Below are 22,218 nucleotides of genomic sequence, written 5' to 3' on the forward strand. Positions count from 1 at the left end.
CGACCGCCGGCTCAGCCACCGCCCACCGATTTCCCCTGGCTGCCCGCGTCCGTCACCGCTTCGTAGGGCCGGTATCAGACCACTAGGGCTGGCCTTTGCAAAGGCCCGGAGTCGTCGGCTCGGTGCCGAGCTCGAGCGTGAGCTTGCGTGCCTTTTCGGGAGTCATTTCGGCGATGATGGCCGCTGCCTTCGTATCTCGCATGCCCCTTACGATCGACACGAGGATCTCCGGCTCCATCGTCTCGAAGATGGCGGCAGCATTCTTCGCTTTCATCGCCTCGTAGACCTTGATCATCTGCGCTATGTCGTCTGCGTTGCGTCGAGACAACGTATGAATGCGCAGCTCGAGCTCGGACTTGCTCTTTTCGAGCGCCGCGATGTCGTTGCGCAATCGCTCTTCGGCCAGCTTCACGGCAGCTTCCCTGAGCGTCGCGACCTGCTCACGAGCGGCGAGCGCCGCCTGCCGGCGATTCAGCTCCGCGGCGATCGCCTCCAGCGCCTCCACCCGCCAAGGCGTCTCGCCGCCCTCCATCGTGCCATCCGGATATGCCATCGATGTCGGCTCTTGCGGCCCTGCCGCCGGCTCTATCGAGGACAGGCTCTCCGGTGCGTTCGGGTCCGAAGCCGCTCTGGTGGTTGGCCCGCTCGCATCGAGCGCCATGGTCGGCTTCGAGGCGACAGCATGGAGCAGATCCGCTGTGTGGATGACGGCCGATGCCAGGAGCGTGAGCCCGGTGAGGAGCAGCAGCCGAGACAGCGGCAACCACCGCTTCGCCGGTGCGAGGAGTGGCACCTGTCAGAACTCCTCTGCTGGCGCGTGGTCGCTGCGCCCGCATGGGCGCAACGACGTCTCCGGGTGAATGCCCGGCAAGCCGGGCGGGATCGGCGACACGGGCTCGCAGCGCTCGCGGTCTGCCAGGCTCAACGCAAGGTCTCCAGGGTCCGGATCAGGCCGGCATCGATCGTGGATGTCGGTCGTCCCGTGGCGGCAGCCGTCCCGTGGTCGGGCTCCTGGTGATCCTTCCCGCTGCCGCGTGCCGGCCCAGCTACGGCTCCGGAGGCGACAGGAGCACGAGAGGCGTGCTTCGCCATGCCGTCCACCGCCGCGCGCGGATTCTGCCCGAGCGAGCGGTCGTGCGGTGGAGCCTGACTGCCGCTCGGCCGCGCCGGCCCCGCGGTCTGCTGCTTCGCCTCGCTGCGATGTCGCGCAAGATCGTCCGCCGCCTCGCGAATGCCTGCAATCGTCGCTTCCGCACGCTGTGTCGCGGCATCGAGCATCCGGACGAAGGCCTCGATGTCACCACGATCCGTCTGCAGGTGGCGAAGGCGGCGATGGAGCGCGAGGCAAGACACGCTGGTGGCAGCGAGCAATACCATGCTCGCCGTATCGATCGCCAGCTCAAGCACGGTCGTCCTCCTCGTCTCGTCCGCTCACCGCTTCGACCCTCACGCTCAGCCGGTCGCCCGACCTGCCGATCCTGCCGATTGCCATCGTAAGGCCCTCGTGCTGCAGACGGACAGGCGAGTCCGTCCGGGCACGAAGGTGGAGAACGGAGCCGACTGCCAAGCCGAGTACGTCACGAAGGCGGACATCCCGCTCCTCCAGCACCACCGCGATCTCGACATTGGCGCGCCAGACCTCGTGGGCGAGATGCTCTGCCCAGAGAGCGCTGCGCTTGGCTCCGCCATTCTCGGGCTTGCGTGCCAGCCGATCCCGTGCCGGCTCCAGCATCGCATGGGGAAGAAGCAGCGCCAGCATGCCGTCTTGCCTGCCGATGCAGACGTGCAACCTGCAGAAGAGGCAGGGGGCGTCCGGGTGGGCGACGACGGCGAGCTCGGGACGGGTCTCCATCCGCTCGTAGCGGAACACGACCCGTGCGATCCGGCCGAACGCCTGTCCCAGCGCCTCGAGCGTCAGCTCGATCAGACGCTCGCCGAACCTCGCCCCGACGGCGGTGAGCGAGCGCTGCTCGCAAGGAGCCGGCGGCGCATCCTCGTGGCCGCCGAGCGTAAGGTCCACGATCGCGTCGATCAGGCAGCTCTCGATGACGAGGAGACCCCGCTCACCCCAAGGCTCGGCTGCGAACACGGCGATCACGGCGCGCGCGGGCACCGACTCCAGGCAGATCTCGAGGCTTCGGGTGGAGATGCCGGCGGCCTGCACGCTTCCAGCCCGGAGCGTGTAGCGCCGCAGCGCCACCGTCAGCCTTCGTGCCAGATCGTCGACCACCAGCTCCAAGGCCGGCCATCGCTCCGGACCTGTCCCTCTCGAGCGATCGAGCAGCACGATGCTGGCACCCGGAGCCGTACGAGCGGATCCGGCCGACGGTTCGGATGTGCCCGGCACGTCGCGCGGCTCGGCGGTAGCATCGAGGTGACGTATTTTGGTCGGGCTGGCGATCGTGCTCACTGGACGAGCATCTCCTTCAAGAGCACATCGTCGATCTTCAAGGGCTCGACGGCGAGATTGGCGCGAGCGACGAGCCCTTCCTTCAGCCTCTGCACGCCTGCGGCACCATTCAGCTCGTCCGCGGTCAGCGCCCGCAGGTAGACCTGAAACCCGTCCATGATCCGCGGCATGAGCGCCCGAACGGCATCGGCCGCCGACGCGCTTTCCACCTCGAGCGCCAGGCGCAGCTTGAGAAAGCGCATGCGGCGCGCATCGGACTGCAGGTTGACGAGGAGATCCGGCATATCCACGAACGCTGCCATCGGGGGTGCTGCCGCATGACCCGGATCATGGCCGGCCGACGGACGGTCTCCGCCGTGCGGATCCGCATCGGCCGACTCGCTCGGCCTCGATCCGGGAAGCATGCCCGAGAAATAGGCGGCCGCAGCGCCACCGCTGACGAGCAGAAGCGCGATCCCTGCCAGCAGCCAGATGAGCTTTCTGCTCTTCGGCCGGTCGGAAGCCGTCGTCGCATCCCCGCGGTTGGCCATCGCGTCGGCACCCCTTCTGCATCTCACCCGATCCGTGCGCATGCCTCCGTGCTGATAGCAGCAGCCGGTTAACGGTTTCTTTCCTCGTCCGCACGAAAATGGCCGTGCCGCACGGTCGCTTCTGCCCACCGCGGGGCTCGCGCGAAAGGAGCGCATGGAATGGATCTGACCAGCTATCTTGCCCTGAGCCGTCAGATGGTGCTCGATCGCCACATGACCGTGGTGGCGACCAATCTCGCGAATGCCGGCACCACGGCCTATCGTGCCGAGCACACCCGTTTCGCCCGGGTGCTCGAGCGTGCCGGCGGATCACGGCCGGTCGCGTTCGTCCAGGATGCGGCGCTGATCCGCGATCTCGATCCCGGACCGGTGACGCAGACGGGCAATCCGCTCGACCTCGCTCTGGTCGGCCCGGGCTATTTCGCGTTCGCCACACCCGAGGGCACGCGCTATGGCCGCGCCGGCCGCCTCGAGCTCGATGCGAGCGGCCGCCTGGTCGATGTCGACGGCCATGCTCTGCTCGATGCGAGCGGCAATCCCATCGTCCTGCCGGCCGACGCCCGACCGATCACGGTCGCGAGCGACGGCACGATCTCCGGCCGCGGTGGCCCCATCGCACGCATCGGGATTCATGCCTTCGCCCGCGAGGAGGCGCTCACCCGCATCGGCAGCGGGCTCTACGAGAGCGCCGAAAGCCCGGCGCCGGCGCAGGGCGCCCGTGTCGTCCAGGGTGCTCTCGAAGGCTCCAACGTGCAGCCCGTGCTCGAGATGACCACGATGCTGGAGACGGTCCGTGCCTTCGAGAGCGCGCAGCGTCTGCTCGACACACAGCACGAGCTCGAGCGCCAGGCGATCGAGAAGACCGTCCGGGCGTCGGGCTGAGGCGTTCTTCGGATGGACGGGAGGCGATCCTCACCCCAGCCGGGTGCCACGACATGGGGCAATTCCGGCAAGGGCGTTCCCGAGCCGCTGCCTACACGCCCCGGCGTTGCCGGCGCTTGCCGGCGAGATGCGCCTCCCGGGCCGCCCTCACCGTCTCGCGCGGGCTGACCTCGGGCGTGCCGCACTCCCACCAGGAGCCGTTGCCCTCGGTCCAGTCCCTGGCCTGGACCTCGATGTGGATCACGGTGGTGCGGTCGGCGGCCTTGGCGCGGCGGAACGCCTCCTCGAGTTCGCCGATGCCTCTAGCACGAATGCCGATCGCCCCCATCGCCTCGGCATGCCTGGCGAAGTCGACCCGCGGCAGCTCGGTTCCGGTACGGCGGCAGTCCTCGAGCTGGTTGTTGAAGGACGGGATGCCCTTGGCGCGCTGCAGCCGGTCGATCACCGCGAACCCGCCATTGTCGCACACGACGACGATGAGCTTCATGCCGGTGAGGACGGAGCTGTAGATGTCGGAATTCATCATGAGATAGCTGCCGTCGCCCACCATCACGAGCACGTCGCGCGTAGGATCGGCGAGCTTGGCGCCCCAGCCGCCGGCGATCTCGTAGCCCATGCAGGAATAGCCGAACTCGCAGTCGAAGGTGCCGGGTGTCTTCGCGCGCCAGTTCATGCAAAGCTCGCCCGGCATGCCGCCGGCGGCCGTGAGCGCGAGGTCGCGTGGGTCGCACAGGCGGTTCACGGCACCCACGACGTGGGCATAGGTCGGCACCTCGGCGTTGGTGGGGCCGCTGCGCTGGTCGATGAAGCGGTTCCACTCGGCATAGAGCGCTTGCGCGCGGCGCGCCCAGTCATCGGGCGCGTGCCAGTCGCGCAAGGCCTCGCCCAGCTCGGAGAGGCACTCGAGCGCGTCGCCCACCACGGGCAGACTCATGTGTTTCACCGCGTCGAAGCGGGCGGCGTTGATGCCGATGAAGCGGGCGTCGTCGGCGAACAGCGTCCAGGAGCCGGTGGTGAAGTCCTGAAGACGCGTGCCGATCGCGAGCACGACGTCGGCTTCGGCCGCGAGCTCGTTGGCGCTCGAGGAACCCTGGATGCCGATCGGTCCGGCGTTCATGGGGTGCTCGTGGACGAGGATGGTGCGCCCGGCGATGGTCTCGCCCACCGGGATGCGGTGCCGCTCGGCGAAGGCGGCGAGCGTCTCCTCGGCCCCGCTGTAGCGCACGCCGCCGCCGGCGATGATGAGCGGGTTCTTCGCCGTCCGCAGGAGCTCGGCCGCGGCCGCCACCTGGCGCCGGTCGGGGCGGGGCCGCGGAATCTCGTGGACGGTGGGCGCGAAGAACCGGGCGGGGTAGTCGAAGGCCTCGCCCTGCACGTCCTGGCACAGGCCCAGGAAAGCCGGGCCGCAGTCGGCGGGATCGAGCATGGTGGCGAGCGCCTGCGGCAGGGACTGGATGATCTGCTCGGGCCGCGTGATCCGGTCCCAATAGCGCGTCACGGCCTTGAAGGCGTCGTTCACGCTGATCGTGGGATCGCCGAAATGCTCGACCTGCTGCAGCACGGGATCGGGGAAGCGGCTGACATAGTAGTCGCCCGAGAGCAGCAGCACGGGCAGGCGGTTGGTATGGGCGACACCGGCGGCGGTCACCATGTTGGTGGCGCCCGGCCCGATCGAGCTCGTCGCCACCATGATCTGACGGCGCTTCTTCGCCTTGGCGAAGGCGATGGCGGCCAGCGCCATCGACTGCTCGTTCTGCCCGCGCCAGGTCGGCAGCTCGTCCTTCACCGCTTCCAGCGCCTCGCTGAGGCAGGTGACGTTGCCGTGGCCGAAGATCGCGAACACGCCCGGAAACAGGGGCAGCTCCCGGCCGTCGATGATGGTGCGCTGCGCCACGAGCCAGCGGACGATCGCCTGCGCCATGGTGAGCCGGATGGTGGACATGCTCGGTGCCTCCCGGAAGCCCGTGTTCGGTTCTTGCCTGAGAGGGCAGGCTAGCGGCAGCGGCTCCCGGGGTGAAGCGGGTCCATGCGCGGAGGTCTCACGCCCGGCCCAGGGTGCTGTTCGGCCGCCGGCATATCGTCGCCTGCGCTCACGGTGCGGCCGATATCCCGGTGAAGGCGTCGGGCTGTGCCGTAGCGGCGGTTGCGGCAATGACGGCCAGCATGTGGCGCAGCTCGGGCCAGTTCCTGTGGGACAGGACCACGATGGCCAGTCTGCGACCGGCAAGACTGTTCTGGTGGCGCATGTTCTTGCCGGCGGTGACCGGAACCTCGAAGCCGTGCGCCTCGGCCGCTCGCAGCAGTGCGCCGTTCTTGATCCCTGTTCAGCCCAGGCGATCGACCGTGATCGCCATTCCGGCGGAAAAGGCGCCGAGGACGGGCCGAGGCACGCCCTCGTCGAGCCGAACCCGCCGCATTCAGACGGCCTTGGCGTGGCGGGCGACCTCCTGCGCCACCAGCTCGAGCACGGCTAGAACATCCTCACGGTCGGGGTCGAGCCAGGTCCCCAGGATCTCGGCTACGGTCATGCTGGCAGCGAGCTTCTCGGACAGGACGGCGATCGGGACGCACGCACCTCGAAAGCATGGACCTCCCTCATCGCCTCTGGGTCGCGCACGACGATCTCGGACAGCTCCATGGCCCATCTCCCTCCGCTACCTTGTTCCAGACAGCACCGGTTGCGCGCGCAGAAAAAACCCGTTCCGCTGAGCGCGCAAATCCGCTAGCACATATGTGACGACTGAAAGCCGCATCCCACGCAGGATGCGGCGCAGGGAGGCTGAACGGCGGCCATGGGCCGCTCCCTCTGTCGCCTCGGCCCGACTCGGGCCGAGGTGCGGCTCTCTGTCCGGCTGATGCGGGTCTTTCTCGGGGAGGCGCATCTTGAAGCGGACGTCGATCGGCACCTGGGCCTACAACGTCGGCCCCTACGGCGAGCACCCGATTCCTTTCGCCACCGTGCTAGCCACCCTCCGGGAACTCGGCTTCGACGGCCTCGAACTCGGCGGATTCAACGGCTACCCGAACCCGCAGAACCATCCGACCAAGGAGGACCGGGCCCGGCTGAAGGAGCAGGTCGCAGGCCACGGCCTCGCCTTCTCTGGCTTCGCGCAGGATCTCTGGAGCGAGCATCTGCTCGATACGGACGATCCCTCCCACTATGTCGCGAGCTTCGAGGCCAACTGCGACTTCGCCGCCGATCTCGGCATCAAGGGCATTCGCGTCGATGCCGTCCAGCCGCCCACGATCCACCGCAGCGTCGACTACGACACCTTGCTGCAGCGGCTGATTTCCACCTGGGACCACTGCATCCGCTACGCCGCCGACAAGGGCCTCTACGTGTGCTGGGAGTTCGAGCCCGGCTTCGCCTTCAACAAGCCCTCGGACGTCCTGCGCGTGCTCGACGCCCTGCCGCACGAGAATTTCGGCGTGCTCTACGATACCTGCCATGGCCAGATGGTGGCGGTCGTAGGAGCGCGGCAGGAAGGGAAGAAGGAGACGCTGAAGGGCGGGCAGCTCGAGCTGATCTCGAAGCTTTCGGGGCGCATCAACCACATTCACCTCATCGACAGCGACAACACCTGCCACAAGGACGCGGCCGGCAACGACGAGACCAGCGCGCACCCGCCTTTCGGCGAGGGTGTCCTCGACTTCGACGCGATCGTGCCGGCGCTGGCGAGGGAGAAGGTCGGGCACGACTGGTGGACGGTGGACCTGTGCTTCTGGCCCGACGCCTGGAACGCCACCGCGAAGTGCAAGGCGGCGCTGGACGAACTGGTGCGGAAGTACGGCTGAGCCGGGGAGAGGGTCCATGCTGCTCGGCTTCAACCTGCTCTTGTGGACCACCCACGTTACGGAGGAGCATTTTCCGCTCCTCGATGCCATCAAGCGCGCCGGCTACGACGGGGTGGAGCTGCCGATCTTCGAGGGCACGCCCGAGCACTTCGCGCGTGTCGGCCGTGTAGTCCGCGACGCCGGCCTGCGCTGCACGGCGGTCACCGTGCTGCCCGACGAGGCCCACAACGCGCTGAGCCCCGATCCCGCCGTCCGCAAGGGTGCGGTGACACGGATCTGCTGGGCCGTGGACTGCCTGAAGGCCGCAGGCGGCGAGGTTCTGTGCGGCCCGTTCCACCAGCCGCTCGGCATCTTCACCGGCGAGCCGCCCACGGCGGAGGAGCGGGGCCGGCTCGTCGACGTGCACCAGGCGGCCGCGACCTATGCCGCCGCGCAAGGCATCGCGCTCAGCATCGAGCCCTTGAACCGGTTCGAGTGCTACGTCCTGAACACGGTGAGCGATGCGGTCCGGCTCGTGCGCGAGGTCGAAGCACCCAACTACGGCCTCCTCTACGACACGTTCCACGCCAACATCGAGGAGAAGGACCCGGTCGGCGTGATCGCACCCAACCTCGCCCACATCAGCCACGTCCATCTCTCCGAGAACGATCGCGGCACGCCCGGCAAGGGGCACATCCCGTGGCTTCCGACGCTCCGTGCCTTCAAGCAAGGCGGCTATCGGGGCTGGTTCGTGATCGAGGCGTTCGGCCGAGCACTGCCGGCGCTCGCGGCGGCGACCAGGGTGTGGCGGGACTTCTTTCCGAGCCGGGAAGAGGTCTACCGCTTCGGGCACGATTTCCTGCGCGAGACCTGGGCCAAGGTTTGAGCGAACCCCAAAGGCAACGGACGGAACACGGCATGAAGACGATCAAGGGCCCGGCCATCTTCTTGGCCCAGTTCGCGGGCGACACGCCGCCGTTCAATTCCTTGGACGCCATCTGCGGCTGGGCCGCCTCGCTCGGCTACGAGGGCGTGCAGATCCCGAGCTGGGACGGCCGTCTGCTCGATCTCGAGAAGGCTGCCACCAGCAAGGATTACTGCGACGAGGTCAAGGGCATCGTCGCCCGGCACGGTCTCGCCATTACCGAGCTCAGCACGCATCTCCAAGGCCAGCTCGTGGCCGTGCATCCGGCCTACGACGAGGGCTTCGATGCCTTCGCGGTGCCGCACGTGCGCGGCAACCCGAAGGCGCGGCAGGAATGGGCCGTGCAGCAGATGCGCCTCGCCGCCAAGGCCTCGCGCAATCTGGGCCTCGATGCGCACGTCACCTTCTCGGGCGCTCTCGCCTACCCCTATCTCTACCCCTGGCCGCCGCGGCCCAAGGGCCTGATCGACACGGCGTTCACGGAGCTGGCCCGGCGCTGGCAGCCGATCCTCGATGCCTTCGACGAGGTCGGGGTCGACGTCTGCTACGAGATTCATCCCGGCGAGGATCTTCTGGACGGGGCAAGCTTCGAGCGGTTCCTCGCCAAGGTCGGCAACCATCCCCGCTGCTGCATCAATTACGATCCGAGCCATTTCGTGCTGCAGGGGCTGGACTATCTCCAGTTCATCGATTTCTACCACGAGCGGATCAAGGCGTTCCACGTCAAGGATGCCGAGCTCAACCCCGATGGCCGCCAGGGTGTCTATTCGGGCTTCGAGGACTGGGTGAACCGGGCCGGACGCTTCCGGTCCCTGGGCGACGGTCAGGTCGATTTCGGCGGCATCTTCAGCAAGCTCACGGCCTACGACTACGGGAGCTGGGCCGTGCTGGAGTGGGAATGCTGCCTCAAGAATCCCGAGGACGGAGCGCGCGAAGGTGCCGAGTTCATCCGCTCGCACATCATCCGGGTGACCGAGACGAGCTTCGAGGGCTTCATCGACCAGGGTGCCGACGAGGCCGCCAACCGGCGCGCTCTCGGGCTCGATCGCTGAGGGGGCGGTTGCGATGGTGAGCGGGAGCAGAGCAGCGAAGGCAGGTGCGAGGCGCAGGCTCCGGCTCGGCATGGTGGGCGGCGGCCAGGGTGCGTTCATCGGTGCCGTGCACCGGATCGCGGCCCGGCTCGACGACCGCTACGAGCTCGTGGCCGGCGCCTTCTCGAGCACGCCCGAGAGGTCGAAAGCGTCGGGCGTCGAGCTCGGCGTGGAGGCGGCGCGCTGCTACGGCAGCTTCGAGGAGATGGCGGCGGCCGAGAAGGGGCGCTCCGACGGAATCGACGTGGTCGCGATCGTGACACCGAACCACGTCCACTACCCCGCGGCCAAGGCCTTCCTCGAGCGCGGCATCCACGTCATCTGCGACAAGCCGCTGACGACGAATCTGGAGGACGCGCGGAAGCTCGCCGAGCTGGTGAACCGCTCGGGCTGCGTGTTCGTGCTCACGCACAACTACACCGGCTACCCCATGGTCCGGCAGGCACGCCAGATGATCCAGGATGGTGTCCTGGGCAAGATCCGCGTGGTCCAGGCCGAGTACGCGCAAGACTGGCTCACCACCAAGCTCGAGGACACTGGCCAGAAGCAGGCGGAATGGCGCACGGACCCGGCGCGCTCGGGTCCGGCGGGTTGCACGGGCGACATCGCCACCCATGCCATGAACCTCGCCTGCTTCATGACCGGCCTCGAGCTCGACAGCCTCGCCGCCGACCTGACGACGTTCGTGCCGGGCCGTCCGCTCGACGACAACACCCATGTCATGCTGCGCTTCAAGGGAGGGGCCAAGGGGATGCTCTGGGCCTCGCAGGTGGCGCCGGGCAACGAGAACAATCTCCGCATCCGGATCTATGGCGAGAAGGGCGGCCTCACCTGGGCACAGGAAGACCCGAACTATCTCCACCACGCTCCGTTCGGCGAGCCGCCCCGCCTGATCCGCCGCGGCGGCGCCGGTGCCGATGCGGTAGCGGCCCGGGTCACCCGTATTCCGGCCGGCCATCCAGAAGGCTATCTCGAGGGCTTCGCCAACCTCTACCGCGACGCCGCCGAGCTGATCTGGGCGAAGCTCGAGAGCCGGGCACCCGATCCGGGGGCACTGCTGGTGCCGACGGTGCAGGACGGTGTGGCCGGTGTGGCCTTCATCGAGGCGGTCGTGAAGAGCAGCAAGCAGAACGGAGCCTGGGTCGAGGTTACGGGCTGAGGATCGGAGGAAACGGCTCATGACCAAGCCCTTGCGCATCGGGATGGTCGGCTACGGCTTCATGGGCCGGGCGCATTCCAACGCTTACAACCGGATCGGCAACTTCTTTCCGGAGCTCGGCTATCGACCCGTGCTGCAGGCGGCCTGCGCGCGCGACCGCGAGAAGCTCGCGCGCTTCGCTTCGACCTGGGGCTATGCCGACATCGAGACCGACTGGCGCAAGCTGGTGGCGCGGCCCGACATCGACGTCGTCGACATCTGCGTGCCGAACAACCTCCATAAGGACATCGCTCTCGCCGCCGCTGCCAACGGCAAGATGATCCTGTGCGAGAAGCCGCTCGCCATGAGCGTCGCCGAGGGCGAGGCGATGGTGGAGGCGGTCGAGCGCGCCGGTGTGCCGACCATGGTCTGGTACAACTACCGCCGTCTGCCCTCGGTGAGCCTCGCGAAGCAGCTCGTGGACGAGGGTCGGATCGGCCGGCCCTACCACTACCGCGCCCGGTTTCTGCAGGACTGGACCATATCCTCGGACCTGCCGCAGGGCGGGGCGGCGCTGTGGCGGCTCGACGTCAACGCTGCCGGCTCCGGAGTCACGGGCGACCTCCTCGCCCACAACATCGACACCGCCATGTGGCTGAACGGGCCGATCGTGAAGGTCATGGCCGAGACCGAGACCTTCGTGAAACAGCGCCTGCACCAGGAGACCGGCAAGGTCGAGCCCGTCGGCATCGATGATGCCTGCATCTTCATTTGCCGCTTCCAGAATGGCTCCATGGGCGTGTTCGAGAGCACGCGCTACGCCCGCGGCCACAAGGCGCTCAAGACCTTCGAGCTCAACGGTGCGGACGGGTCGGTCATGTTCGACCTGCACGAGCCCGAATATCTCGACTTCTTCGAGTATCGTTCCAAGGAGAGCGGCCAGAAGGTGCCGAGCCACACCGCGGGCTGGCGGCGCATCCACGTCACCAACGGCGAGCACCCCTACATGAGCCACTGGTGGGTGCCGGGGCTGGTGATCGGCTACGAGCACAGCTTCGTGCACGCCGTGGCCGACTTCATCCAGGGGCTCGAGACCGGGAAGCCGGCGCAGCCCGATTTCAGGAACGCGCTCGAGACCCAGAAGGTGTGCGAGGCCGTGCTGCGCTCGGCGCGCTCCGGGCGGTGGGAGGAGACCGGCGTCGCGCTCTGAGCAGAGCGCGAAAACCAGGGAGGCAAGGACGATGGGCAAGAAGATCCTGATGCTGACCGGCGAGTTCAGCGAGGAGTACGAGATCTTCGTCTTCGAGCAGGCGATGCACGCCGTGGGTCACACCGTCCACGTCGTCTGCCCCGACAAAAAAGCGGGCGAGGTCATCAAGACGAGCCTGCACGACTTCGAGGGCGACCAGACCTACACCGAGAAGCCGGGCCATCTCTACACGCTCAACAAGACCTTCGCCGAGGTCGATCCGGCCGATTACGACGCCGTCTACGTCGCGGGCGGGCGCGGCCCCGAATATATCCGGATCGATCCGCGTGTGCAGCGCATCGTCCGGCATTTCCACGAGGTCGACAAGCCGATCTTCACGATCTGCCACGGCGTGCAGGTCTTGATGGCCGTGGACGGTGTCCTCGAGGGCAAGCGGGTCGCGGCACTCCAATATTGCGAGCCCGAGGTGCGCCTCGCCGGCGGCATCTATGTCGACGTCGAGCCGACCGGAGCCTGCGTCGATGGCAAGCTGGTCTCGGCCAAGGGCTGGCCGGGCCTCGCCGCCTTCATGCGCCATTGCCTCGAGGTCCTGGGCACCCGGATCGAGCACGGCTGAGCGGCAGCGGAGCGGGCGACGGTGAGCGATCTCAGAATACAGGGCCTCGTCAAGCGCTACGGCAAGGTGACGGCGCTCGACGGCCTATCGTTCCAGGTCGAGGCCGGCGAATTCTTCTGCCTCTTGGGTCCCAGTGCTGCGGGCAAGACCACGACGCTCCGCTCGATCGCCGGGCTGGAGCGGCTGGACGCGGGGCGGATCCACTTCGCGGGCCGCGACATCACCGAGGCCCCGGTGCAGGGCCGCGGCATGGCGATGATCTTTCAGGCCTTCGCCCTCTACCCGCACCTCAGCGTGCGCGAGAACCTGGCCTATCCCCTGCACGAGGCCAGGATCGATCCGGGCGAGATCGACCGGCGCGTGCGCGAGGTGGCGGAGATGCTCCGCATCACCCACACGCTCGAGCGCAAGCCCGGCACCGCCTCGGGCGGTGAGCAGCAGCGGATCGCGATCGGGCGCGCGCTGGTGCGGCGGCCGAAGCTGCTCCTGCTGGATGAGCCCCTCACCAACCTCGACGCCAAGCTGCGCCACGACACGCGCGCCGAGTTCAAGCGGCTGCACCGCGAGACCGGCATGACCATGCTCTACGCCACGCCCGACGAGCTCGAGGCCTTGAGCATGGGCCAGCGCATCGGCGTCATCCGCGACGGCCGCATCGTGCAGGTGGGCACGCCCGACGAGCTGTTCGACAGCCCGCGCGACCGGTTCGTGGCCGAGCACGTAGGCTCGCCGCGGATGAACCTGATCGAAGGCCGGAGCGCCGGCGACGGCTCGCGGGTCCTGCTGCCCTTCATCGAGATCGGCGGCGGTCCCTGGGCGTCGGCGCTGCGGCAGTTCCCGGTCGGCACCCTCATCCTGCTCGGTTTCCGGCCGCACGATCTCGCACCCGCCGAGGGCGGCCACGCGCACGGGCCGCGCTTCCCGGCACGGGTGCACCTGACCGAGCCTTTGGGCGACGTCACCGTGCTCGACCTCGAGGCGCAAGGAGTACTGTTGAGGATGGTGCTGCCCGAAGAACGGGCCGTCGCCTACCGCGAGGGCGACCGGCTCGAGGTCGAGCTCGCCATCCAGGAGACGCATCTGTTCGCGATGGACACCGGAACCGCCATTCGGTAGCGGTTTCAGTGGGGTCGAGTTTTCCTGCCCCGCTGCTGGCGAGGCTTTCAGCAGAAGACGCGACTGCGACAGGGAGGCTAAAAGCAATGCGTCGAGCGGAACGTGCCTTGTGCTTGGCCGTGGCGGGCCTGTTGGGCGCCACGGTGCTCTCGAGCGGGCCTCTGCCCGCCTCTGCCAAGGACATCGTGCTCAAGATGGCCGTGCCGGACTGGCCGCCGACCCGGATCATGCAGGATCTGGCCAACGAGCGCTACAAGGCCAAATCCGGCAACAATGTCAAGCTCGAGGCCGACTTCATTCCCTGGCCGGTCTATTACGAGCGTCTCGCTGCCTCGCTGACCTCGGGCGAGAAAAAGTACCAGATGGCCGTCTCCGACAGCCAGTGGCTCGGCGCCTTCGTCGAAGGCGGCTACTACATGCAGATCGACAGGTTCATCAAGGATGATCCGGAGTGGCAGGCGATCTTCGAGGATCTGCACCCGAACGTCGTCTGGGCCTACTCGACCTACCCCTACAAGTCCGACAAGCACTACGGCTTCCCGCAGATGCCGGACGTGCTCGTCACCTACTACCGCAAGGACGTGTTCTGCGATCCGGGCGAGCAGCAGGCGTTCCAGGCCAAGTACGGCAAGAAGCTGCCCTGCACCGGCGAGGAGATGGACGACGCCGACTGGGACATGATCAAGAACATCGGCGAGTTCTTCAAGCGCGCCAAGGGCGAGAAGCTGGCCGGCAAGACGCTCGACGACGACTTCTACGGGATCTCCTACCAAGCCGGCAAGGACTACGACTTCGCCATCATGCAGGTGAATGGCTTCATCTGGCAGCATGGCGCCAACATCTGGGACGAGACCCGGATCCCGAACGGACAGGCCGAAGGTGTCGTCAACTCGCCCGAGGCCGTGAAGGCCTTCGAGCACTATCTCTCGCTGCTCCAGTACATGCCGCCGGTCGTCAAGACCGGAACCATGGACATCTTCAAGACCGACGAGCTGTTCCGCGAGGGCAAGGTCGCCCTCAACGTCAACTGGATCGGCTTCGCCGAGAGCTCGATCAACCCGCAGACCTCGAAGGTCGCGGACAAGGTGGCGTTCGGCTTGGCGCCCGGCCTGCGCGGGCCCGACGGCAAGATCGTCCGCTGGCAGAACATCGGCGGCCAGCCCTTCGTGCTCACCACCTGGAACAGCGAGGAGGTGACGAAGGAGTCGCTCGACTTCTGCAAGTGGTGGCTGTCCAAGGAAACGCAGACCGAGTTCGCCCGGCGCGGCGGGCAGAGCGCCTTGAAGAGCGTCTACAGCCAGCCCGAGTACGTGACCTTCCGGCCCTGGAACCGCACCTGGGCCGCGAGCCTCGACTGGCAGAAGGACGTCTGGCACGTGCCCGACTTCTACGAGCTCCTGGTCCAGTCGCAGGAGCAGTACGTCAAGGCGATCACCGGCCAGCAGGACGCGAAGACCACGATGGACAACATCGCGGCCTTCCAGCAGGACCTCCTGACCCAGGCCGGGCTGATCAAGTAGGGTGCAAGCTTGCCTCCGCGGCCCTGCCCGAACGGTGCGGGCGGGGCCGCTCTTCTCCCCAGCTCACCCCAGGCAGCGAGCCTTCTCATGTCCGTCGCCGCCCCGCCGCTCCGGCATCGCCCGCCCGGCTTTCTCAGACCCAGCCCGGCCAACTGGCGCCTGGCCCTTCTCCTCGCCGCCGTGCTGATTCCAGGCTCGATTCTCCTCCTGCCGCAGCATGTCGCCTTCTGGGTCTCGCTCGCCGCGGCAGCGCTCGTGGCGTTGACCCTCGTGGTCAACGCCTGGGGGCGCTACACCGGCGGGCTTCTGGTAGCGCCGGCCCTGGCCCTGCTGTTCCTCATGAACATCTTTCCGCTGATGTGGTCGTTCGGGCTCAGCTTCTTCAGCTACCGGGCGAACCGCATGGCGCCGCCGATCTTCGTGGGTCTGCAGAACTACGAGTGGGTACTGAACGATCCCACGGTCTGGGAGCGGCTGCAGACGACGGCGCTCATGGCCGTGCTCTCGGTGACGCTGCAGATGGTGATCGGCTTTCTCCTGGCCCTCCTGTTCGAGAAGCAGTTCCCCGGCCGACGCTTCCTCATGATCCTGGTGTTGACGCCGATGATGCTCTCCTTCGTCGCGGTCGGCGCTTTCTTCCGCTACTACTACGAGCCGACCTTCGGCCTCCTGAGCCAGTTCGTCCGTATGTTCACGGGCGAGCCCTTCGTCCTTCTGCAGACGCCGACCGGAGCGCTCGCCGGCGTGGTGTTCGCCGATGCCTGGATGTGGTCGCCCTTCGTGATGCTCCTGGTGCTGGCAGGCCTCGTTTCGGTGCCGAAATATCTCTACGAGGCGGCCGAGATCGACCGGGCGACCTGGTGGCGGCGCTTTCGCACCATCACCTTTCCCTACATCAAGGGCCTCCTGCTGCTGGCCCTGCTCTTTCGCACCATCGAGGCCTTCAAGCTGTTCGACGTCGTGTTCCTGATCACCAACGGCGGTCCCGGCACCTCGACCGAGACCATCGCGGTCTACGTCTACCGGCTCGCCTTCCAGTATTTCCGCACGAGCCAGAGCGCAGCACTCGCCTACATCCTCCTCTTCATCGTCATCGTGCTGACCAATCTCTACCTCTACTTCGTCAACCGCCGGGCGCAGGAGGCCTGAGCCATGAGCCGTGGCATGCGACGGCCGATCGGCCATGCCGGCTGGGGCTGGACCATCGGGGCCGGCATCGTCAGCCTGATCTACTTCTTCCCGGTCCTTTGGATCATCCTCACCGCCTTCAAGACCCACAACGACGCGCTGGCCGTGCCGCCGGTCTGGCTGTTCACGCCCACGCTCGAGAACTTCAGGGAAGTCTTCAGCCGCGCCTACAGCGCCGGGGCCGAGGCGGTCGACACGGGCTTCGCCCGCTTCTTCTTCAACTCGATCTTCATCTCCGGGACGAGCGTGCTCATCGCCCTCGTGCTCGGCACGCTCGCCGCCTACGGCTTCTCGCGCTTCCCGCTCAAAGGCAACGACACCTACCTCTTCATCATCCTGAGCACGCGCATGATGCCCGCGATCGTGGTCATCATCCCGATCTTCCTGATGTTCCAGGTCACGGGGCTGGCCGGCACCTATGCCGGCATCATCCTGCTCTACACCGCCTTCAACCTGCCGTTCACGGTCTGGATGATGAAGAGCTTCTTCGACGAGCTCTCGCCCGACGTGGAGGACGCGGCCAGGATGGACGGCAGCTCCGAGCGCAGGGTGTTCCTCAAGATCTGCCTGCCGCAGGTCTGGGCCGGCATCGCCGCCACCGCCGTGTTCGGCCTGATCCTCACCTGGAACGAGTTCCTGTTCGCGCTCCTCCTCACCGGGGTCGAGACCCGCACCATCCCGGTCGCGATGGCACAGACCATCGGCGGCGATATCGGCGTGCGCTGGGGGCTGCTCGCCGCGATCGAGACCCTGTTCCTGGTTCCCGTCATCGTCGTGGTGTTCGCGCTGCAGAACCACCTCCTGCGCGGCGTCACCTTCGGCACCATCAAGCGCTGAGGAGCGAGCTTACGTGTCGACCATCAGCCTCAAAGGTGTCACGAAGCTCTTCGGCAATTTACGCGCCGTGGACAATGTCGATCTCGACGTGGCGGCGGGCGAGGTCGTCTGCCTGCTCGGGCCCTCGGGCTGCGGCAAGACCACGACGCTGCGGATGATCGCGGGCCTCGAATCGGCGAGCGCGGGCGATGTCGTGATCGCCGGGCGGCGGGTCAACGAGCTCTCGCCGTCCGAGCGCAACATCGCCATGGTGTTCCAGTTCTACGCGCTCTACCCGAGCCTCACCGTGCGCGAGAATCTGGCCTTCCCGCTGCTCGCCGAGAAGCTCAGCCGGACCGAGATCGACCGGCGGGTGGTCGAGGTCGCGCGCACGCTCGAGCTCACCGATGTGCTGGACCGCATTCCCGGTCGCCTCGCCGAAGGCGAGAAGCAGCGCGTTGCGGTCGGCCGCGCCATCGTGCGCGATCCCAACTGCTTCCTGTTCGACGAGCCGCTCTCGCGCCTCGACGTCGAGCTGCGCCAGCAGATGCGCGGCAAGATCAAGGCCGTGCTGGGCGGGCTCTCGAAAGCCACGGTGATCGTGACCCACGATCAGCTTGAGGCGCTCACCATGGCGGATCGGATCGCGGTCATGCAGGGTGGCCGGATCGAGCAGGTGGCGAGCCCGCACGAGATCTTCACCCGGCCCGTGAACCTGTTCGTCGCGAGCTTCATCGGCACGCCGCAGATGAATCTGCTCGAGGCGCATTTCCTCGGCCGCGAGAACGGTCTCGCCCGGTTCCGCACGGCGGAGCAGGAGCTGCGCCTGCCTTTGAACGGGCTCGCCGAGCGGTTGCAACCGGGTGCGCCCGTCACACTCGGCATCCGGCCGCGCGCCTTCGACCTCGCCTCCGAGCCCGAGCTCGACACGCTCTCGGCCGAGGCCGACCTGATCGAGCCCATGGGTGCCGAGACGCTGGTCCATGCGGTCGACGGGAAGCGCGACATCCGGGTGGTGGTGCCGCGCCGGCTCAGGATCGGCCAGGGCAGCGTGCTGCATCTCAGGCCCAAGCTCGGCCAGGTGCATCTCTTCGGCGAGGACGGGAGGCGGATCGGCGCATGAGCATCACGCTGCAACGGAACCGAAACGGCAGGCCCGGCATGTCGGCGGCCACGGCCAAGGGATTCGAGCGCGCCATCATCGGCCTGTGCGCCGCATCGCTCGTCATGATCTTCCAGCCCTTCAGCAAGCTCGCCTCGGGCATCGGCATGGGGCTCGTCGTGCTCGGCGGGCTCCTGTTCAACCTCGTCCCGCTGTGCGAGCCCGGCAGGCCCATGCGCGATCTCGGGCGCGCGGCCCTGATCGTCGCCGTCGTGTTCCTGGTGGTGCTCGGCCTGGCGCTGGGCTCGGCCGAGCTCTACGGCGTCTATCTCGAAGCGCAGCGCGCGGGCTGAAGCCTACTCGGGCACGAGCCAGCCGGCCTCGCAGGGTCCTTCGGCCGAAAGGCGCTGCTTCAACCAGGGCAGGCCCGCCTCGACCATGGCGGGCAGCATCCAGGGCGGGTTGATCGCGACGAGGCCCGAACCGGTCATGCCTCTGCCCGGACTGTCGGGAAGCAGGCAGAGCTCGATCCGGTACTGGGCGCGGATACCAGTCGCGCGCAAGGCCGCGAGCAGCGCTTCGACCCGCGTCCGCTCGATCACCGGATACCAGAGGAGATAGGTGCCGGTCGCGAAGCGGCGGTGCGCCTTGGCGATCGCCCTCGCCACCGCCTCGTAGTCGGTCTTGATCTCGTAGCTCGGGTCGAGCAGCACGACCCCGCGCCGTTCGGGCGGCGGCATGCGCGCGACGAGATGGGCGAGACCGTCGGCCCTGACCACGCGGGCGCGCTCGGCACGGGCGAAGCGGGCGGCGAGCGCCGCATGATCGGTCGGGTGCAGCTCGACCAGCTCGAGCCGGTCCTGCGGCCGCAGGATGGCCCGTGCGAGAGCCGGCGAGCCGGGGTAGACGGCGAGCCGGCCCGGTGGGTTGAACGCCCGGACGAGCTCGAGATAGGGGGCGAGGAGATCGGGCCAGGAGCCCGGTGCCGCCAGCACCCGCTCGATCCCGGCCCGGTGCTCGCGGGTCTTGGCCGCCTCGGGCGAGCCGAGATCGTAAACACCCGCCCCGGCATGGGTGTCGAGGACGTAGAGCGGCTTCGCCTTGATGGTGACATAGCGTAGCACGGTGACGTAGACCGCGTGCTTGAGCACGTCGGCGAAATTGCCGGCGTGGAAGGCGTGACGGTAGCTGAGCATCGCGCTCCCGTGCTGGTCGGGCGGGGCAGCCATCATGCCCCGATGCGGCACGCCGGCGAAGCGCTGCCAGCGAAGGAGAGCCATGAGCCGGCAGCGCGGCTCGGACCGGCAGCGCCGGGGCAGGCGTGGAACGCCACAGCCCCGGAAGGCGGACGGGTCCCCCTCGCGGTCGGAGAGGCCTTCGGCCGTGCGGAGGATAATGGAGAGGATCATGTTCCTGCGCCGCAAGAAGCATTCCGATGTGAGGGAGCCTCTGGTCTGGGTCGAGGAGGGCGGAGCCCATGACCAGGAGCCCGACGGACCCGTGCCGATGCTGGTCGGGCCGGAGGCGGGGACGTCGCGGCCGGTAGCGCTCACCGCGATCGGTCCCGGCATGAAGATCACGGGCGATGTCGAGGCCGGCGGCAAGCTGCAGATATCGGGGCGGATCGAGGGCCGCATCCACGTGCCGGTGGTCGAGGTGGATCAACCCGGCGTGGTCGTGGGCGAGATCCATGCCGACACGGTGATCGTCGCCGGCATCGTCACCGGCCGGATCGAGGCCACCGAGATCCACCTGACGCCTTCGGCGCAGGTCGTGGCCGAGCTCCTGTGCGCCGCCCTGCAGATCGACAAGGGCGCCTCGTTCGAGGGCCAGTGCCAGCGCTTCAAGTAGGCGAGAGGCGGTGCGCTCACGCGGTCGTGGTCGAGGCTCGGGCTCATGAGATCATAGAATGACGGGCCGTATCGGCGATTCGTTCGCGGGCTGGGTGGAGAACGTGCGATGTGGCGGCTCGCTGCGTGGTCCTCGGTATCGACCCGAGATGCCGGAGGGCTGCTCGGGGCGCTGGCATTGGGTGCTTGTGCCTGGCAGGGGCCGGGGCTCGGCGGCTACGACGACGGGCTGCAATTCAAGGTGACGAGCTTCTACGCCGACAACGCGATCGAGAAGAGCATGAGCTGCACGCAGCCGCGGATGACGCCGGTCGGAACGCAGCTCGTGAGCGAGACCACCGATCGGATCGTGATGAAGGTCCGCTATTACTGGTGGGACGAGACCCGGCACGCCGGCCAGGACACGGTCATGGGCGGCCGCCGCCATGCCGGCGGCATGAGCGGCTATTGCAACGGCTGGAGCGAGCGGACCTTCACGATCGCGAAGAACGGCAAGGGCGGGCTGGACGTGGTCGGGATGACGGGAGCGACGCGGGGCTGACGGCGAGGCGCCCGGCGGGTGCTCGAGCACGGCTGCAGGGTCCGCTTCCTGTCCCATCTGCGACCGCAGGCGACGGAAAAGCCCCGCGGGCGGATCCGCGGGGCGATGAGCCGAAACAGGCAGAAGGGCGGGTGGCTCAGCAGGGGGCCTCGGCGCCTTTGCGGGCATAGTACCACCAGTTGAGCGCGATGCAGCCCGTATAGTAGATGGCCGCCCAGACGAAGAACACGACCGGCGAGCCGAACCAGGAGATCGAAAGACCCATCAGCATGCCGGCGGCGAAGGGACCGTAAGCCGCGATCGCGGCGGTCCAGCCGATGACGCCCGCGGCCTGGCGTGGTGGGAACAGCATCGGCATCTGCTTGAAGGTGGAGGCGTTGCCGACACCCGAGAACAGGAACACGCCGAGCATGAAGGTGACGAACCAGGGGAAATCGGCGGCCGAGGTCGGATTCACGTAGAAGATGACACCGATGGTGCAGGCGAGCATGCCGATACCGGCCCAGTGCGTCACCTTGGCGCCGCCCAGCCGGTCGGAGAGCGGTCCTCCCAGGACGCGCGCGATCGAGCCGACGAGCGGACCCAGGAACGCCCAGTGCAGAGGATCGATCGTGCTGTCGAGGGTGACGTAGAGCTGCTTGATGAGGAGCGGGAAGGTCGCGGAGAAGCCGGAGAACGTGCCGAAGGTCATGATGTAGAGGATCGTCATGAACAGGCCGTGCTTCAGCTTGAAGATGTCGAGCTGCTCCTTGAAGTTGGCCTGGACCGGGACGCTCTTCAGCATGAACCAGGCGAGAAGCCCGAACACGAGGACGAACGGCACCCAGACGAGGGCGGCGTTCTGCAGCCAGATGTCGCTCGTGACGCCGGCCTTCGTGAAGGTCTGCGGGGCGCCGGCGAGGCTGCCGAACAGGCCGGCGCCGATGATCCAGGGGGTCACGAACTGGACCAGGCTCACGCCGAAATTACCCACACCGGCCTGGATGGCGAGCGCGGTGCCCGCGAGCCGCTTGGGGAAGAACAGGCTGGTCGAGGGCATGAAGCTCGAGAAGTTGCCGCCGCCGAGGCCGGCGAGGAACGCCAGTACCAGGAGCACCCAGTAAGGTGTCGAGGGGTCCTGCACGACATAGGCCCAGCCCAGAAGTGGCAGGAGCAGCAGGAGCGAGCTGATCGCCACCGTGTGGCGGGTGCCGTAGATCGGAATCAGGAAGGTGTGGACGATCCGCAGCGTGCCACCGGCGAGCCCCGGCATGGCGGTGAGCCAGAAGAGCTGGCTGGCGTCGAGCTTGAAGCCGATGTTGGGCAGCTTCACCACGAGTGCCGACACCAGGAACCAGACGACGAACGCCATGGTCAGGTTGGCGGTGGTGATGGCGAGGGTGCGCCAGGCGAGCTTCTTGCCCGTCTGCTCCCAGAAGGCCGCATCTTCGGGCTGCCAGCGGTCGAGCCAGGTGCCACTGGGCACGATCTTCGGGGAGGTGACCTGGGTGGCCATCCGTTGTCTCCCTG

The 22,218-nt window shown here is 67.5% G+C and carries 23 protein-coding genes; 15 read left to right on the plus strand and 8 right to left on the minus strand.

Features of this window, described 5'->3' with window-relative positions; genetic code table 11:
- Positions 1-82: 82 nt before the first annotated feature.
- The 4 genes from U1T56_RS22685 to U1T56_RS22700 form a co-directional block, all read right to left on the minus strand.
- Positions 83-793 carry a MotE family protein gene (locus U1T56_RS22685; RefSeq protein WP_418161793.1) on the minus strand — a complete coding sequence of 237 codons (711 nt, stop codon included), beginning with the start codon at positions 791-793 and terminating at the stop codon, positions 83-85.
- 128 nt (positions 794-921) lie between these two features.
- Entirely contained in the window at positions 922-1,407 is a 486-nt protein-coding gene (locus U1T56_RS22690; RefSeq protein ID WP_418161794.1) for a hypothetical protein, read from the minus strand.
- Positions 1,400-2,410, minus strand: a complete 1,011-nt coding sequence (locus tag U1T56_RS22695; protein ID WP_418161795.1) for a flagellar motor switch protein FliM — start codon at positions 2,408-2,410, stop codon at positions 1,400-1,402. The genes U1T56_RS22690 and U1T56_RS22695 overlap by 8 nt, the downstream gene beginning before the upstream one ends.
- Entirely contained in the window at positions 2,407-2,712 is a 306-nt protein-coding gene (locus U1T56_RS22700) for a flagellar basal body-associated FliL family protein (protein WP_418161796.1), read from the minus strand. Before U1T56_RS22700 ends, U1T56_RS22695 begins: the two co-directional genes overlap by 4 nt.
- A gap of 387 nt (positions 2,713-3,099) precedes the next feature.
- On the opposite strand from U1T56_RS22700, the gene flgF reads away from it, so the two are divergent.
- Positions 3,100-3,822 carry a flagellar basal-body rod protein FlgF gene (gene flgF, locus U1T56_RS22705; RefSeq protein ID WP_418161797.1) on the plus strand — a complete coding sequence of 241 codons (723 nt, stop codon included), beginning with the start codon at positions 3,100-3,102 and terminating at the stop codon, positions 3,820-3,822.
- Between the two features lie 91 nt (positions 3,823-3,913).
- Here the strand turns inward: flgF and iolD are convergent, their stop codons facing one another.
- Both iolD and U1T56_RS22715 read right to left on the minus strand, forming a co-directional pair.
- Positions 3,914-5,764, minus strand: coding sequence for a 3D-(3,5/4)-trihydroxycyclohexane-1,2-dione acylhydrolase (decyclizing) (gene iolD, locus U1T56_RS22710; protein ID WP_418161798.1), 1,851 nt, complete (start codon positions 5,762-5,764; stop codon positions 3,914-3,916).
- Between the two features lie 475 nt (positions 5,765-6,239).
- On the minus strand, positions 6,240-6,467 hold the full coding sequence (locus tag U1T56_RS22715; protein WP_418161799.1) for a DUF433 domain-containing protein: 228 nt from the start codon (positions 6,465-6,467) through the stop codon (positions 6,240-6,242).
- A 238-nt stretch (positions 6,468-6,705) separates the two neighbouring features.
- Here U1T56_RS22715 and U1T56_RS22720 point away from each other — a divergent pair, with 238 nt between their 5' ends.
- From U1T56_RS22720 to U1T56_RS22775, 12 genes are all read left to right on the plus strand, one after another.
- Complete coding sequence (locus tag U1T56_RS22720; protein WP_418161800.1) at positions 6,706-7,617, plus strand: sugar phosphate isomerase/epimerase family protein; 912 nt, start codon at positions 6,706-6,708, stop codon at positions 7,615-7,617.
- Between the two features lie 16 nt (positions 7,618-7,633).
- Positions 7,634-8,482 carry a sugar phosphate isomerase/epimerase family protein gene (locus U1T56_RS22725; RefSeq protein WP_418161801.1) on the plus strand — a complete coding sequence of 283 codons (849 nt, stop codon included), beginning with the start codon at positions 7,634-7,636 and terminating at the stop codon, positions 8,480-8,482.
- 32 nt (positions 8,483-8,514) lie between these two features.
- Complete coding sequence (locus U1T56_RS22730) at positions 8,515-9,573, plus strand: sugar phosphate isomerase/epimerase family protein (protein ID WP_418161802.1); 1,059 nt, start codon at positions 8,515-8,517, stop codon at positions 9,571-9,573.
- 13 nt (positions 9,574-9,586) lie between these two features.
- A complete protein-coding gene (locus tag U1T56_RS22735) occupies positions 9,587-10,771 on the plus strand; it encodes a Gfo/Idh/MocA family protein (RefSeq protein ID WP_418161803.1) in 1,185 nt (394 codons plus the stop codon).
- Positions 10,772-10,790: 19 nt separating this feature from the next.
- Positions 10,791-11,960 carry a Gfo/Idh/MocA family protein gene (locus U1T56_RS22740; protein ID WP_418161804.1) on the plus strand — a complete coding sequence of 390 codons (1,170 nt, stop codon included), beginning with the start codon at positions 10,791-10,793 and terminating at the stop codon, positions 11,958-11,960.
- Between the two features lie 31 nt (positions 11,961-11,991).
- Positions 11,992-12,576, plus strand: a complete 585-nt coding sequence (locus U1T56_RS22745; protein WP_418161805.1) for a DJ-1/PfpI family protein — start codon at positions 11,992-11,994, stop codon at positions 12,574-12,576.
- Between the two features lie 21 nt (positions 12,577-12,597).
- The gene (locus tag U1T56_RS22750; RefSeq protein WP_418161806.1) at positions 12,598-13,692 is read left to right on the plus strand and encodes an ABC transporter ATP-binding protein; all 1,095 of its coding nucleotides are present in this window, start codon (positions 12,598-12,600) and stop codon (positions 13,690-13,692) included.
- Positions 13,693-13,778: 86 nt separating this feature from the next.
- On the plus strand, positions 13,779-15,212 hold the full coding sequence (locus tag U1T56_RS22755; RefSeq protein WP_418161807.1) for an ABC transporter substrate-binding protein: 1,434 nt from the start codon (positions 13,779-13,781) through the stop codon (positions 15,210-15,212).
- Between the two features lie 87 nt (positions 15,213-15,299).
- Entirely contained in the window at positions 15,300-16,361 is a 1,062-nt protein-coding gene (locus tag U1T56_RS22760; protein ID WP_418161808.1) for a carbohydrate ABC transporter permease, read from the plus strand.
- Between the two features lie 3 nt (positions 16,362-16,364).
- Complete coding sequence (locus U1T56_RS22765) at positions 16,365-17,237, plus strand: carbohydrate ABC transporter permease (RefSeq protein WP_418161809.1); 873 nt, start codon at positions 16,365-16,367, stop codon at positions 17,235-17,237.
- Positions 17,238-17,250: 13 nt separating this feature from the next.
- The gene (locus U1T56_RS22770; protein WP_418161810.1) at positions 17,251-18,339 is read left to right on the plus strand and encodes an ABC transporter ATP-binding protein; all 1,089 of its coding nucleotides are present in this window, start codon (positions 17,251-17,253) and stop codon (positions 18,337-18,339) included.
- The gene (locus U1T56_RS22775; protein ID WP_418161811.1) at positions 18,336-18,671 is read left to right on the plus strand and encodes a hypothetical protein; all 336 of its coding nucleotides are present in this window, start codon (positions 18,336-18,338) and stop codon (positions 18,669-18,671) included. The genes U1T56_RS22770 and U1T56_RS22775 overlap by 4 nt, the downstream gene beginning before the upstream one ends.
- Positions 18,672-18,674: 3 nt before the next feature.
- Here U1T56_RS22775 and U1T56_RS22780 read toward each other — a convergent pair whose 3' ends face one another.
- Positions 18,675-19,727: a 23S rRNA (adenine(2030)-N(6))-methyltransferase RlmJ gene (locus U1T56_RS22780; protein WP_418161812.1), complete on the minus strand. Its 1,053-nt coding sequence runs from the start codon at positions 19,725-19,727 to the stop codon at positions 18,675-18,677.
- Here U1T56_RS22780 and U1T56_RS22785 point away from each other — a divergent pair.
- Together U1T56_RS22785 and U1T56_RS22790 are read left to right on the plus strand one after the other, a co-directional pair.
- On the plus strand, positions 19,726-20,169 hold the full coding sequence (locus U1T56_RS22785; protein ID WP_418161813.1) for a bactofilin family protein: 444 nt from the start codon (positions 19,726-19,728) through the stop codon (positions 20,167-20,169). The two genes, U1T56_RS22780 and U1T56_RS22785, sit on opposite strands and share 2 nt — an antisense overlap.
- A gap of 108 nt (positions 20,170-20,277) precedes the next feature.
- On the plus strand, positions 20,278-20,709 hold the full coding sequence (locus U1T56_RS22790; RefSeq protein ID WP_418161814.1) for a hypothetical protein: 432 nt from the start codon (positions 20,278-20,280) through the stop codon (positions 20,707-20,709).
- 136 nt (positions 20,710-20,845) lie between these two features.
- On the opposite strand, the gene U1T56_RS22795 is transcribed toward U1T56_RS22790, so the two are convergent.
- Positions 20,846-22,204, minus strand: a complete 1,359-nt coding sequence (locus tag U1T56_RS22795) for an MFS transporter (protein ID WP_418161815.1) — start codon at positions 22,202-22,204, stop codon at positions 20,846-20,848.
- Positions 22,205-22,218 lie beyond the last annotated feature (14 nt).

Origin of the sequence: Benzoatithermus flavus, from assembly GCF_037908215.1 — a bacterium.
In the GTDB taxonomy this organism is placed as follows: domain Bacteria; phylum Pseudomonadota; class Alphaproteobacteria; order Geminicoccales; family Geminicoccaceae; genus Benzoatithermus; species Benzoatithermus flavus.

Coding starts and splice junctions, on each gene's coding strand:
- U1T56_RS22795 (WP_418161815.1), bottom strand. CDS start 22,204: ATGGCCACCCAGGTCACCTCCCCGAAGATCGTGCCCAGTGGCACCTGG.
- U1T56_RS22740 (WP_418161804.1), top strand. CDS start 10,791: ATGACCAAGCCCTTGCGCATCGGGATGGTCGGCTACGGCTTCATGGGC.
- flgF (WP_418161797.1), top strand. CDS start 3,100: ATGGATCTGACCAGCTATCTTGCCCTGAGCCGTCAGATGGTGCTCGAT.
- U1T56_RS22730 (WP_418161802.1), top strand. CDS start 8,515: ATGAAGACGATCAAGGGCCCGGCCATCTTCTTGGCCCAGTTCGCGGGC.
- U1T56_RS22715 (WP_418161799.1), bottom strand. CDS start 6,467: ATGGGCCATGGAGCTGTCCGAGATCGTCGTGCGCGACCCAGAGGCGAT.
- U1T56_RS22775 (WP_418161811.1), top strand. CDS start 18,336: ATGAGCATCACGCTGCAACGGAACCGAAACGGCAGGCCCGGCATGTCG.
- U1T56_RS22725 (WP_418161801.1), top strand. CDS start 7,634: ATGCTGCTCGGCTTCAACCTGCTCTTGTGGACCACCCACGTTACGGAG.
- U1T56_RS22735 (WP_418161803.1), top strand. CDS start 9,587: ATGGTGAGCGGGAGCAGAGCAGCGAAGGCAGGTGCGAGGCGCAGGCTC.
- U1T56_RS22790 (WP_418161814.1), top strand. CDS start 20,278: ATGTGGCGGCTCGCTGCGTGGTCCTCGGTATCGACCCGAGATGCCGGA.
- U1T56_RS22780 (WP_418161812.1), bottom strand. CDS start 19,727: ATGATCCTCTCCATTATCCTCCGCACGGCCGAAGGCCTCTCCGACCGC.
- U1T56_RS22760 (WP_418161808.1), top strand. CDS start 15,300: ATGTCCGTCGCCGCCCCGCCGCTCCGGCATCGCCCGCCCGGCTTTCTC.
- iolD (WP_418161798.1), bottom strand. CDS start 5,764: ATGTCCACCATCCGGCTCACCATGGCGCAGGCGATCGTCCGCTGGCTC.
- U1T56_RS22765 (WP_418161809.1), top strand. CDS start 16,365: ATGAGCCGTGGCATGCGACGGCCGATCGGCCATGCCGGCTGGGGCTGG.
- U1T56_RS22785 (WP_418161813.1), top strand. CDS start 19,726: ATGTTCCTGCGCCGCAAGAAGCATTCCGATGTGAGGGAGCCTCTGGTC.
- U1T56_RS22745 (WP_418161805.1), top strand. CDS start 11,992: ATGGGCAAGAAGATCCTGATGCTGACCGGCGAGTTCAGCGAGGAGTAC.
- U1T56_RS22700 (WP_418161796.1), bottom strand. CDS start 2,712: ATGGCAGCGTTCGTGGATATGCCGGATCTCCTCGTCAACCTGCAGTCC.
- U1T56_RS22755 (WP_418161807.1), top strand. CDS start 13,779: ATGCGTCGAGCGGAACGTGCCTTGTGCTTGGCCGTGGCGGGCCTGTTG.